General features: G+C 62.6%; 10 protein-coding genes. 3 read left to right on the plus strand and 7 right to left on the minus strand.

Annotated elements, in window-relative coordinates:
- The 5 genes from IS481_RS08570 to IS481_RS08590 all read right to left on the minus strand — a co-directional run bounded on the left by IS481_RS08570 (window position 1) and on the right by IS481_RS08590 (window position 7,878).
- Entirely contained in the window at window positions 1–1,476 is a 1,476-nt protein-coding gene (locus tag IS481_RS08570; RefSeq protein WP_104356824.1) for an AAA family ATPase, read from the minus strand.
- Entirely contained in the window at window positions 1,466–3,076 is a 1,611-nt protein-coding gene (locus IS481_RS08575) for a restriction endonuclease subunit S (RefSeq protein ID WP_104356823.1), read from the minus strand. The genes IS481_RS08570 and IS481_RS08575 overlap by 11 nt, the downstream gene beginning before the upstream one ends.
- Window positions 3,073–4,545 carry a type I restriction-modification system subunit M gene (locus tag IS481_RS08580; RefSeq protein WP_104356822.1) on the minus strand — a complete coding sequence of 491 codons (1,473 nt, stop codon included), beginning with the start codon at window positions 4,543–4,545 and terminating at the stop codon, window positions 3,073–3,075. The genes IS481_RS08575 and IS481_RS08580 overlap by 4 nt, the downstream gene beginning before the upstream one ends.
- A 3-nt stretch (window positions 4,546–4,548) precedes the next feature.
- On the minus strand, window positions 4,549–6,927 hold the full coding sequence (gene hsdR / locus IS481_RS08585; protein WP_104356821.1) for an EcoAI/FtnUII family type I restriction enzme subunit R: 2,379 nt from the start codon (window positions 6,925–6,927) through the stop codon (window positions 4,549–4,551).
- A gap of 75 nt (window positions 6,928–7,002) precedes the next feature.
- A complete protein-coding gene (locus IS481_RS08590) occupies window positions 7,003–7,878 on the minus strand; it encodes a BrxR family helix-turn-helix transcriptional regulator (protein ID WP_114699328.1) in 876 nt (291 codons plus the stop codon).
- Between the two features lie 292 nt (window positions 7,879–8,170).
- Between IS481_RS08590 and IS481_RS08595 the strand changes: the two genes are divergently transcribed.
- Window positions 8,171–9,484: an autotransporter family protein gene (locus IS481_RS08595; RefSeq protein ID WP_104356820.1), complete on the plus strand. Its 1,314-nt coding sequence runs from the start codon at window positions 8,171–8,173 to the stop codon at window positions 9,482–9,484.
- 109 nt (window positions 9,485–9,593) lie between these two features.
- Here the strand turns inward: IS481_RS08595 and IS481_RS08600 are convergent, their stop codons facing one another.
- Window positions 9,594–10,142 carry an NUDIX hydrolase gene (locus IS481_RS08600; protein WP_104356819.1) on the minus strand — a complete coding sequence of 183 codons (549 nt, stop codon included), beginning with the start codon at window positions 10,140–10,142 and terminating at the stop codon, window positions 9,594–9,596.
- An 89-nt stretch (window positions 10,143–10,231) separates the two neighbouring features.
- Between IS481_RS08600 and IS481_RS08605 the strand changes: the two genes are divergently transcribed.
- Window positions 10,232–10,927 carry a fumarylacetoacetate hydrolase family protein gene (locus IS481_RS08605; protein ID WP_104356818.1) on the plus strand — a complete coding sequence of 232 codons (696 nt, stop codon included), beginning with the start codon at window positions 10,232–10,234 and terminating at the stop codon, window positions 10,925–10,927.
- Here the strand turns inward: IS481_RS08605 and IS481_RS08610 are convergent.
- Window positions 10,911–11,465 carry a chorismate--pyruvate lyase family protein gene (locus tag IS481_RS08610; protein WP_165908608.1) on the minus strand — a complete coding sequence of 185 codons (555 nt, stop codon included), beginning with the start codon at window positions 11,463–11,465 and terminating at the stop codon, window positions 10,911–10,913. The two genes, IS481_RS08605 and IS481_RS08610, sit on opposite strands and share 17 nt — an antisense overlap.
- Before the next feature lie 97 nt (window positions 11,466–11,562).
- Between IS481_RS08610 and maiA the strand changes: the two genes are divergently transcribed.
- Complete coding sequence (maiA, locus tag IS481_RS08615) at window positions 11,563–12,204, plus strand: maleylacetoacetate isomerase (protein ID WP_104356816.1); 642 nt, start codon at window positions 11,563–11,565, stop codon at window positions 12,202–12,204.
- The last annotated feature ends 7 nt before the right edge of the window (window positions 12,205–12,211 follow it).

Below are 12,211 nucleotides of genomic sequence, written 5' to 3' on the forward strand. Positions count from 1 at the left end.
TCAGAGCTGATTCGTCGCGTGTCGCTGCCTCAAGAACGCTACGTATTCTGGGTCGCGCTCACTCACACCCGGCAGAATTTCCAACTGTTCGTTAAGTGTCTTGAGTCGTACCTTGTCCTCGGGGGTGAGTTCCGGCTTGATGCTGATCGCGAGTCGCTCATCGAGCAGTTTCTGGGTCTCCTTATCGAGACTTGAGGGGAGCCCGAAGAACTCACTGCTGCAGAGAAGATTCGCAACGCCCTGTCCTCTGGGATTGCGGTGCGGGCGGGAAAAGAGAGACCCCTCTGCGTTTTGCGTGTGCGCCAATAAGACTTGCTCCCGAGTCATACCCGAAATCGTCACGGGGTTGTGGGTCGTCATAAGGACCGTGGAGCCAGGTAACTGTTCTGCAGCGAAAGCCTCCGTCAACATGCTGGGATAATCCCAAGACCACTGTGGGTTGAGGTGAGTGTCTGGCTCATCGAGCAACACCAGATTGTCTTTCTGATTGGTGAGGGTAAGCGCGCCAATGACAGCCACGAGTTGCTTCTCCCCCTCACTGAGCTGATCAAATGGGAATGGCTCCTCTGCACTTCTTCCTCTTAGGAGAAAGGACACCGACTTCAACATTCCCCTCGCGCGGAGGGTCTCCAATGCCAGATAAACATTCTCGCCAGCCAGTTCTAATCGTCGCGCAAACGCGTAGAGCCCTTTTTCCGTAAGCCGGTAGCTACGAATTATTGGTTTGCTAGGGTGGCGGCGCAGAAGCCCGCCTTCCATTGCGCTTTCGGGTGGAATATCAAAAATGCCGGAAGCATCTTGAGTCGTGGAGGCTGCATCCAGCGCCGCCACGATTCGGCGAATTGCACCTGCAGTGTTCCAAAGCTTTGGTTCATGCAGTGTAGGGTCGAATCCATAAGGCGAGCGCAGGACGATCGTCACATCTACGACCTCTTCCAGCTTCAGATGATCCAGCAGGCATTTGTGACCGTGGGCAAAGAGAGCCAGAAGAATTAAGTGCGACTGCTCGTTACTGGATTGCACGAAGAGCGGACGAAAGCGATCGGTCTCCGGCTGTTGGGTTAGCTTCTGGAAATGTCGGCGATAGCGGGCAACGAGTTGCTGCACGCGACGACACTCTCCGGAGTAATAGACCAAGGTCAGCTCGGGGTAGAATACCTGAGCCGGGCCATCTCTAAGCCGTCTCGCGAAGTGATCCATTGGCATCCGGTAGCCGTCCACCGTGACTGAGGTTCGGCGCCCTTCGCCATGCAGGACGATTACCCTGTTCTGTGCTTCAAATTCGAACCTGAAATCAAAGGGTGGCACCTTTTTGAAATAGCAGCCGACCAAAATTTGGATGATCGCTTCAATTAAGTTCGACTTTCCGCTGCCGTTGCTGCCGATGACGGCGTTGATCAGCGGTGATTGGCTGAACTCGATGTCGCAGGACCTGAGGTTCTTGTAACCCTCGATTCGCAATCGTCTAAGTTTCACCGCTGACTCCTTTGCGAGAAGTGAGTTTGGCGACGAGGGCGGTCAGGAGCTTTTCGGCGGTCGCGCGGGAGGCGGCGAGCTGTTGCTCCAACTCGTCCACCAGGGCCATCAGTTGCTCCACTTTCGCCACGATCCGGCGCTGCTCGGCGAGGGGTGGGAGGGGGACCCAATACTTTTTGACGTTGCTTGCTGAGAGGTTTGGCTGCGCCGAGCCATTATCGAATCTATAGATTTGCTCTCGGCCTAGCGGACTGGTCAGAAATCGATAAGCGAAAGCGGGTGTGATTATCGGGGAGAGCCGTATGATCACGAGTGAAGATGCCACCGCTCCTTCTTCAAGTTGGGAAATGATCGCTGTCTTTCCAAGCGTCCCACGTAGGCAATAGACCAAGTCCCCGGGACGAATCTTTCCGCTGCGAAGTGAATCGAACTTCTTCCGTGTGATGTATTGCATCGACTCAAGGGAAAGCGTCCCATCTGGCTTGATGTGTCCGGCGTTAATCCACGCTACACCTTCTTGAACATACTCTGCCTTGTTCGGGTAGTTTTTGCTTCGATCACCATTGATCAGTTGGCTGATCTGTTCGAGATGCACCCATCGCCAGCTTGGAGGTAAACTGAATGGGTGTTCTTGTTCGTCTTTCGCCTTCGTGGCGCGCGATATTGCCGCTACCTCCACCGGTTCGTCATTGGGATCTTGAGGGACGAGTTTGCCCTGAACGGCGAGGGTAAGGATGGTTTTGCGGAGGTCGGCGGGCGAGACCTCGTAAGACGGGTGGAAAAGGAATTGGAGATTTGTGGGAGTGGGCGCCTCGGTGAAGCGGGCGAGCGACGCGCGAACGAGCGCGGCGTGCCGCGTGTCCCGTTCCTGTTGCTGCGCTTCCAGGCGGTCACACAAGGCCATCAACTCATCCACCTTCGCCACGATCCGCTTTTGCTCGGCGAGCGGAGGGAGAGGAACGGGACAGCTGCGAAATTCACCGTCGTTAATTGCGGGGTAAGCCACACCCTTCATGCGCTCAGCTACCTCCACCTCGAATGGTTTGGAACGGAGCCAGAAAAAAAGGAAACGAGAGTCCACAAATGGTCTCGGATGTAGAACGGCGAATGCCGTGCTAACGATTGCCGGTGGCGAGAACTCACGGTCAATAATCGCAATGTTTTTCAGGTATGGCCTAACCGTCGCGTAGATAACCGTGCCAAGTCGCACCAGTTTCCGCGCTCGCGACGGCGCGTTTTCCGGTGTCAGAACTTCGAGATCAGACTTGATGATGCCGCACTGGTTATCAATGGAGGCAACGTCGATGTAGGTAAACGGTTCGTCGGGCCTCTTTTGTCCACATGCATCTGCAACGTCATCAACACATACCCAGCGCCACTCGTTTGGGATATCGAAGGGCGGTCCGGGGTCAGTGCCGTGGATTCGATTGTCGAACTTCTCCAGAAAGACCTGCCAAGCGGGGTCGTTTTGGTCCTCGGGATTGCGTTCGCTGAGTTGCCCGCGCACAGCGAGTTCCAGCACGAGCGCGCGCATCTTCGCCACCGCGCCTGGCGCGTCGGCGAACAGCTCGAACTTCTCGAAGAACGTTTCCAGCTTCATTCGACACTCCCGGCGCTGGCGGTGAGGGCAGCGTGCAGTTCCTGTTTCAGCTTTGCACGCGTTTCGGCGATCTGCGCGAGGAGCTTTTCGTATTCCGGCAGGAGGTGCTCGACGTCGCCGGGACCCTCGTCGGTGCGGTGTGGGTTCTTCAGATCGAGGCTGTAGTTGCCGGCCTTGATCTGGTCGATGGATACGCGCCAGGCGTATTCGTTTTCAACGCGGGCCTTGAAGCCGTCGGCCTCATCGCCCCACCAGGCTTTCTCGGGCGCAAATTCCTCGATGCGGATGGGCTTGCTCTTGTTGTAGCTCTTCACGCCCGGCGGATAGGGGTGCTCGTAATACCAGATCTCCTTCGTCGGCGTGCCTTTCGTGAAGAAGAGAAGGTTGGTCCGGATGCCGGTATAGGGGTTGAAGACGCCATTGGGCAGGCGGACGATGGTGTGCAGGTTGCACTCGGCGAGGAGTGCTTCCTTGATGCGCGTCTTCACGCCCTCGCCGAAGAGGGTGCCATCGGGTAGGACGATGCCGGCGCGGCCGCCGGTCTTGAGCAGCTTCATGATGAGCACGAGGAAGAGGTCGGCGGTCTCGCGCGTGCGGAACTCGGCGGGGAAATTGGCTTCGATGCCGTCTTCCTCCATGCCCCCGAAGGGAGGGTTTGTCACGATCACGTCCACGCGATCCTTCGGCCCCCAGTCGCGCAGCGGACGGGCCAGGGTGTTGTCGTGGCGGACATTGGAGGGAACGTCGATGCCGTGCAGGAGAAGGTTGGTCATGCACAGCACGTGCGGCAGGTGCTTTTTCTCGATGCCGGAGAAGCACTCCTGAATGGTGCGCTCGTCGGCTTCAGTTCTTGCCTGCTTGCGCAGGTGTTCGATGGCGCACACCAGGAAGCCGCCGGTGCCACAGGCGGGGTCGAGGATGGTCTCTCCGAGGCGGGGATTGACCTGCTCGACGATAAACTGGGTGACGGCGCGCGGCGTGTAGAACTCGCCGGCATTGCCCGCGGACTGGAGATCCTTGAGCAGCTTCTCGTAGATGTCGCCGAACATGTGGCGGTCATCGGAGGCATTGAAGTCGATGCCGTTGATCTTGTTGATCACCTGCCGCATCAATGTGCCGTTCTTCATGTAGTTGTTGGCGTCGGCGAAGGTCGAGCGGATGAGTGCTGACATCGGGTCCGAACCGGGGAGCGATTCCAGCGCCGGAAGCAGCTCATCATCGACAAAATTCAGAAGCGCATCTCCGGTGATACCTTCCTCGTCAGCCGCCCAGTTGCGCCAGCGGAACTTCTCGGGGAGGGGCGATTTGTAGTCGTCCTGGAGAAGTTCGAGCTGGGTCTCGCGGTCGTCGAAGATCTTGAGGAAGAACATCCATGCCATTTGCTCGAGCCGCTGGGCGTCGCCGTAGGTGCCGGCGTCCTTGCGCATGATGTCCTGGATAGATTTGACGAGATTGGAGACGTTGGGCATGGGTCAGGCAGCTTCCTGGTACAGAGCGGTTTCGAGTTCGTTGACAGCCTTGAGGTAGGCGGCTTTTCCACCGAACAGATTGATAATTTCAACGGGGGTGCCGAGGGAACGGAACGGATCCAGCTTGAGGATCTCCAGCGATTCGACGCTCGCAATGCCGGCATCGGCATATTTCTCGAGGAGCGCCTCAAGGACCGCGCGGGCCTTCGCCTCGTACTTGCCGAAGATGTCGCGCTTCTTCACCCGCGCGGCGCGTTCCTTTCGGGTGAGCGGCGGGCGATCAAAGGCGATGTGGCAAATGAGGTCAAAGGGATCGAGATCCTTGCCGACCTGTTCGGCGAGTTCGTCGAGGAAGACGCCCTGCTTGGCCAGTTCCTCCATAATTGGCCGTTTGCGCTCGGCGCTGGTCCACTTGGTCAGGAACGCGTCGAGCGAAGCGTAGTGCTTCAGGACGGTCTTCCTCGTGTAGTCGGTAAGCGATTCGGTGATAAGCTTGCCGTTTTCATCCAGGTACTGGACTCGCTCCACAGAGACACTGACCTCGACATCGTCCACGAAGTAGCGTGTCGGAGGCGGCGTAGGTTCGCTGCCTCCAAGCCCCGGTCCGGGATCGGGCGGCAGGAACCCGGCGTCGGGCGAGTCCTCTCCAGGAGAAAAGGGAGACGGATCGTCAGGAGGGAGCGGAGGATCATCCGGACCGGGTTCGTAGACCTGCACGGGATCCCCATCGAAAGCGGGATCGGAAAACAGGGCGGTAGCCCCACGAAAATCCATGATGGTGAAGAAGAACTTGCCGTAGTCTTCGTTGATGCGCGTGCCTCGGCCGATGATCTGCTTGAACTCGGTCATGGAGCCAATACGCTTGTCGAGCACGATGAGCTGGCAGGTTTGGGCATCCACTCCGGTGCTCATGAGCCGAGACGTGCAGGCAATGACGGGATAGGTCGATTCCGGATCGATGAAGTTGTCGAGCTGGGCCTTTCCCTCGTCGTCATCACCGGTGATGCGCATGACGTATTTGCTGTTGGCGGCAGCAAGATCTGGATTCGCGTTGACCATTGCCTGCCGCATGCGCTCGGCGTGGTCTGTTCGTTCGCAAAAGATGATGGTCTTGGCGAAGCGGTTGGTGGCGCGCAGGTACTCGGTGACCTTGGCGGCGACCAGTTCGGTGCGCTTTTCGAGGATGAGGTTCCTGTCGTAATCGCTGAGGTTGTATTCGCGATCCTCGATGAGCTGACCGTATTTGTCCACCTGGCCGAGTGACGGGCGCCAGCCGAGAATGTCTTTGTCGAGTCCGATGCGAATGACCTTGTAGGGAGCCAGGAAGCCATCGCTAATGCCTTGGCGCAACGAGTAGGTGTAGATCGGTTCGCCAAAGTATTCGATGTTGGAGACGGTTTTCGTTTCTTTCGGCGTGGCAGTGAGGCCGATCTGGGTCGCGGAAGAGAAGTATTCGAGCACCTGTCGCCACGCCGCATCTTCGTCAGCGCTTCCTCGATGACACTCGTCCACGATGACGAGGTCGAAGAAGTCGGGCGAGAACTGCTTGTAGATGTTCTTTTCCTCTTCGAATCCGGTGACCGCCTGATAGAGGCTCAAGTAGATTTCGTAAGACTTGTCGACCGTTCGATTCGTGATCTTGGTCATCGCGTTGCCGAACGGCTTGAAGTCGTTTGTTTTCGTCTGATCGGCGAGAATGTTTCGGTCGACGAGAAAAAGGATGCGCTTCTTGAGGCCGGACTTCCACAAGCGCCAGATGATCTGAAAGGCGGTGTAGGTTTTTCCCGTGCCGGTGGCCATCACGAGCAGAATGCGGTTTTCGCCTCGGGCTATGGCCTCGACAGTGCGATTGATTGCGATGAGCTGGTAATAACGCGGGCTCTTCTTCGAACCGTCGTCGTAGTAGTCCTGTGTGGTGACGGCGATTTGCTGCGGCGTAAGGTTCTTGGCAGTGCAGTACCGGGACCAGAGTTCCTCGGGAGATGGAAACTGATCAAGCGGAATCTCCCGAGTTACTGTACCCGTGGTAGCGGTCCGATCGTGTTCGAGAAAGGCATCGCCGTTGCTGCTGTAGGCGAAAGGCACATCGAGAATCTCTGCATACTCAAGTGCCTGTTGCATGCCGTCGCCAACGGCGTGGTTGTTGTCCTTGGCCTCGATGACGGCGATGGGAAGGTTGGGTTTGTAGTAAAGGATGTAGTCAGCCTTCTTGGCCTCACCGCGTCGAACGGTCTTGCCGCGCACAATGACGCGACCTTTCGTGAAGTAGACTTCCTCCCGGACTTGAGTCATCAAGTCCCAGCCAGCTCCTCCAGGTCCACAGAGCGCCGGAGTAATGAACTTGGAACGGATGTCGGTTTCCGAGAGAGCTTTCTTGTTCATGCGGCAAAGATCTCTATTGTGAGGAGGTTGAAGGGCTGACCATGCAGTGCCACCATGCGATCTACGAGGTCGGCCCTACTCACGGGGCATGCCTGCGACGCCTGCCCCCACCACCTCCCGGTTCAGAAGTGCGATCTGCTGATCCGCCGGGTTCCGGGTGGACGGGTCAATGTCGAGCCCGAGACGCTTGAGCGTGTAGTAGAGCAGCGCCTTGCGGACGGTGACCCTGGCCTTGCCGTTGCGCAGTCCGTAGTCGAGGGCGATGATCTTCTTCTGCGTGTCGGACAAACCTGGGTGCGGGCCGATATCCAGCGTGATGTGCGTGTGCCAGTCGGCATCCTGGCTGTCGTCGATATCGCTGGGGCGGCTGTCCCGGGTGCCGAGGATGCGCGCCAACAGGAAGTCCTTGAAGCAGCCGTCGGTGAAGCAGTATGCCCGGGCATGCCAGCGGAAGCCGTCGAAGGCGATGGCGTGCGGTGCGATCCAGCGCCAGCGTGGGGCGGGGTTGGAAAGGGACCGGTACTCGACTTCAAGCGCTTGCCTGGTACGAATCGCTTCGATGACGCGGCGCAACGTGTGGGCATCGATGCCGCGAACGGGGCTGGGGACGATGTCGAAGGCAGGCATCTGGCCGATCCAGGTTTCCTCCTGCGTGGTGATGCCGTCGGAGATCGACCGCAGCTGGGACAGGTAGCTGGCCGGGTCCGGTTTCAGAAACAGGGGCTCGAAGCGGTCGCCCCGGACGTAGGTGCGGGCGCTCTTGTCATAGACCATGTTGCCCGGCGCCATGCCGAGGTAGCGGTTCAGGTCGGTGGATGCCTGGTTGATCGAGATCCCGAAGGCGGCCATTAGGTCGCCGCGGTTGACATGGCCTTCCCAGAACAGCCGGAACTCGATGAACTCGAGTCGGCGCTCGATGCCCCACCGAACGCGACGTTGCGCTGCCCCCACCCTTGCACCCCAGTATCATGACCCACATCGGAATTGTATTCGACCAGTTTCTGGTTGGTTTGTAAAGAGAGGAGGGCTGCGGGGGGTGGGCCATCGCCGCGAAGGAGAGGGCGGCGGCGCAGTCAGCGGCTCATGGTATTTTTCATGGCATTTGGTCCTTTCCGCCGTGATAACACATTGATCTATATGAGATTGCAGTTCCCATTGATGTTCGAGTGGGAGTGACCGGGCAATCGGCAATGTATGTCGCGATCAGGCGGTAAAACCATTTATTGCCACAGCATGGGGCTCCATGTCGTTTCGTGTGGAAAGCAACACTGTCACTGGGGGCCCGACGCACATCCATGTGGACTACGACCCGGCCGACCTGGGCCACCTGACCCAGGGCAACGGCATTGCCGTGGTGGAGGTGCGCGACGCGACGGCCTCGGCCGAGGGCGCCTTCGCGCTGGGCAGCCGCGTGGCCGCCGGGGCGTACGAGTACGAGCTGCACCAGGGCGGCGTCGACGGCGACGCGGCCGACGGCAACTGGTACCTGCGCAGCTACCTGCGCCTGGACGACGACACGCCGACGCCGCCGGTCGACAACGAGGTGCCCAACTACCGCGTCGAGGTGCCGGTCGACATGGTGCTGCCGGCGCTGGCGCACCGGCTGGGGCTGGACACGCTGGGCACCTACCACGACCGCGCCGGCGAGCACTACCTGCCGGCCGGCTTCCGCGCGACACCGGTGGATGCACGCGGCCGGCCGACCCAGGACGAGCAGCGCGGCTGGGCCCGCGTCTTCGGCCGCAGCGGCAAGGTCGGAGGCAGCACCGCCAGCGAGGCCAGCCGCTACCGCTGGTTCGAGAAGAACGGCCCGCGCTACGAGTTCGACCTCAGCGGCCTGCAGGTCGGGCTGGACGTGCATCGCGAGGTGGCCGGCGGTTACCTCGCGGTGACGCAGGCCTCGGCGCAGGTCGAGGCGGTGCTGGGCGGGCGTGCCGGCAAGGCGTCGATGAAGGGGTACTCGCTCGGCGGCTACTGGACGCGCATGGCTGCCTCCGGTGCGTACGTGGACGGTGTGCTGCAGTTCACCGACTACCAGGGCGTCAGCGCCCATTCCGTGCGGGGCGTGGAGATCTCGCCCGACGGCTGGGGCATCGCGGCGTCGCTGGAGGCCGGCCATGCGTTCGAGCCCGTGGCGCACTGGCACTTCGAGCCGCAGGTGCAGCTGGTGTACCAGGTCGTCTCGATGGGCGGCACGCGCGACGACTTCGGGCGCATCCGCTACGGCGACGCGGAAGCGGTCTACGGCCGCCTGGGCATGCGCCTGGTGCGCAACGGCGAAACCGACGAGGGGCAGCGCTACACCTTCTGGGGCCGCTTCAACGTCTGGCAGCAGTTCGGCGGCAAGGCGAAGACGAGCTTCGCGTCGCTGGGCGGGGGCAACCGCGTCGCGCTCGGGACCACGCTGGGCGGCACCTGGGCGCAGCTGGGCCTGGGGCTGAACGCGCAGCTGTCCAGGAGCGTCAACGGCTTCGTCTCGGCAGACTACGAGCAGAACCTGAGCTTCGACGCCTCGCGCAGCATCGGCGCGCGCGTGGGCGTGCAGGTCACCTGGTAAGGCGTGCGGCGGGCCGGTCCGCGGGCCCGTGCATGACGAAAAAGCCCGGCTGCTGCCGGGCTTTTTTCCTTGGGGAGGCCGCAGGGCGGGCGTCGCGCCCCGGCGCGGCTCAGGAGATGTCGCCGGTGTGCACGTCGAAATGGCCACGCGCCAGGTCAGCGAAGTAGTGCTGCAACGTGGCCTTGACGGTGCGGAAGGCCAGCTCGTCCCAGGGGATGTCCTGCTGGGTGAACAGGCGCGCCTCGATGGTCTCGGGGCCCGGGTCGAAGCGGTCGTTGAGCAGGCGGCCACGATAGAACAGGTGCACCTGCCCGGCGCGCACCACGTTCAGCACGGTGAACAGGCCGTCCAGCTCGATCGCGGCGCCGGCTTCTTCCTGGGTCTCGCGGATCGCGCCCTGCTCGGTGGTCTCGCCCAGCTCCAGGAAGCCCGCCGGCAGCGTCCAGTAGCCGTAGCGTGGCTCGATGTTGCGGCGGCACAGCAGCACCTTGCCCTCCCAGATCGGCACCGTGCCGACGACGTTCAGCGGGTTCTGGTAGTGGATCTCGCCGCAGGCGGGGCAGACGGCACGCTCGCGGTTGTCGTCGGCGGGGATGCGGTAGGTGACGGGGGAACCGCAGGCTCGGCAATGCTTGATCTGTCGGGCTTGTTGGAGCATGACAGGCAGTGTAGCTTGCGCCACCTGCCACGTGCGCCGGGTCGGGATCGCAGTAGCATGGCGGCTTGTCCGCAACAAGGAGGAGACCAGTGAGCGACGTCCTTCAGGCACCACCGGTGCCGCGCGTGCCCGTGGCCGGTGGCGGCAGTTTCCCGGTGCGCCGCATCTACTGCGTGGGTCGCAACTACGTGGAGCATGCGATCGAGATGGGCGACACCGGCCGCGAGCCGCCGTTCTTCTTCCTGAAGCCGGCCGACAGCGTCGTGCCGGTGGAGGCCGGCCAGACCGGGCGCATGCGCTACCCGAGCCTGACGCAGGACCTGCAGCACGAGGTCGAGCTGGTGGTGGCCATCGGACGCGGCGGCAGCCGGATCCCAGCCGCCGAGGCGCTCGGCCATGTCTGGGGCTATGCGGTCGGGCTGGACATGACCCGGCGCGACCTGCAGGGCGAGATGAAGAAGAAGGGGCGCCCGTGGTGCATCGGCAAGGGCTTCGATGCCTCCGCCCCGATCGGCCCGATCACGCCGGCCGCGCAGGCGCCCGGGGTGCTGGATGCGCCGATCACGCTGGCCGTCAACGGCGAGGTGCGCCAGCACAGCCGCACCGGCAAGCTGATCTGGAACGTGGCCGAGGTGATCGAGCACCTGTCGGCCGCGTGGACGCTGGCGCCGGGCGACCTGATCTACACCGGCACGCCCGAGGGCGTCGGCACGGTGGTCGCCGGCGACCTGCTCGAGGCCCGCATCGAGGGCCTGGAGCCGCTGCGCGTCAGCATCGTGGCCTGAACGGCAGGCGCTGCGCCGCGCGCGGCGAGAACAGCTCGACGATCACCAGCGGCGCGCCGTGCCGGCTGAAGCGCGAGCGCCGCGCCCACACGGTTCCCCGCGGCAGCGCCTCGCCGGTGGCGGCCTGCCAGAGGCGCTGCATCTGCCGGCGCCACGGGCTGCACGGCGGCACGCGGCGGTATTGCAGCGCCTGCCGGGCCAGCGCCTGGTCCTGGAACAGCATGTGGCCGAGCGGCCGCGTGCCCAGCCCGCGCAGCGCACGCCAGGGGCCGCGCACGTGGCGCGCGTCGACCACGGTGCGGGCATAGACCAGCGGTTCGCCGTCGCAGCGCAGCACGACCTCGCGGGCGTGCGTGCGGCCGCGGCAGGCGGGCAGGAGGCTTCGTTCGTTCCGACGCAGGGGGCTGCTGCCCTGGCGGACCGGCTGCACGGCGTAGTGCTCGCACACGGCTTGCAGCCGCGCGCTCAGGGACCCGGCCCCGGTCAGCCAGTGCCGCAGTCGGCACCAGGGCAGGGGACGGGCAAACCAGGATGGCATGGACGATGGGAACAGGATGGGGACCGTCAAAGGGGCGCCATCATAACGACGGGGTAGGGATCGGCGCGGCCGGCGAAGCTGGCTACACTGCCGCCACATGAAGCTGCACAACTACTTCCGGTCTTCCGCTTCGTTCCGCGTGCGCATCGCGCTGGCGCTCAAGGGCCTGGACTACGAGTACGTGCCCGTCCACCTGGTCAAGGGCGAGCAGCTGCAGGCGCCGTTTGCCCAGCTCTCCCCGGAGCGGCTGGTGCCGGTGCTGCAGGACGGCGACCAGACGCTCTCGCAGTCGCTGGCCATCATCGAGTACCTCGACGAAACCCACCCCGAGCCGCCGCTGCTGCCGGCCGACCCGCCGGGCCGCGCGCGGGTGCGGGCGCTGGCGCTGGACATCGCCTGCGAGATCCACCCGCTCAACAACCTGCGCGTGCTGCGCTACCTGGTGCGCCAGCTGGGCGTGAGCGACGAGGCCAAGAACGGCTGGTACCGGCACTGGGTGGAAACCGGCCTGGAGGCGGTGGAGCGCCAGCTGGCCGGGCACCCGGCCACCGGCCGCTACTGCCACGGCGACACCCCCACGCTCGCGGACTGCGTGCTGGTGCCGCAGATCTTCAACGCGCAGCGCTTCGACTGCCGGCTGGACCACGTGCCGACCGTCATGAAGGTGTTCGAGCACTGCATGCAGCACCCGGCCTTCATCGCCGCGCAGCCGTCGCGCTGCCCCGACGCCGAGGCCTGAGGCGGCG

The sequence above is a fragment of the Caldimonas thermodepolymerans genome (genome assembly GCF_015476235.1).
Lineage (GTDB): Bacteria > Pseudomonadota > Gammaproteobacteria > Burkholderiales > Burkholderiaceae_C > Caldimonas > Caldimonas thermodepolymerans.

Excerpts from the sequence above, each read along its gene's own strand:
- hsdR (WP_104356821.1), bottom strand. The coding sequence starts at position 6,927 with ATGAACAAGAAAGCTCTCTCGGAAACCGACATCCGTTCCAAGTTCATT.
- IS481_RS08595 (WP_104356820.1), top strand. The coding sequence starts at position 8,171 with ATGTCGTTTCGTGTGGAAAGCAACACTGTCACTGGGGGCCCGACGCAC.
- IS481_RS08580 (WP_104356822.1), bottom strand. The coding sequence starts at position 4,545 with ATGCCCAACGTCTCCAATCTCGTCAAATCTATCCAGGACATCATGCGC.
- IS481_RS08610 (WP_165908608.1), bottom strand. The coding sequence starts at position 11,465 with ATGCCATCCTGGTTTGCCCGTCCCCTGCCCTGGTGCCGACTGCGGCAC.
- maiA (WP_104356816.1), top strand. The coding sequence starts at position 11,563 with ATGAAGCTGCACAACTACTTCCGGTCTTCCGCTTCGTTCCGCGTGCGC.
- IS481_RS08600 (WP_104356819.1), bottom strand. The coding sequence starts at position 10,142 with ATGCTCCAACAAGCCCGACAGATCAAGCATTGCCGAGCCTGCGGTTCC.
- IS481_RS08575 (WP_104356823.1), bottom strand. The coding sequence starts at position 3,076 with ATGAAGCTGGAAACGTTCTTCGAGAAGTTCGAGCTGTTCGCCGACGCG.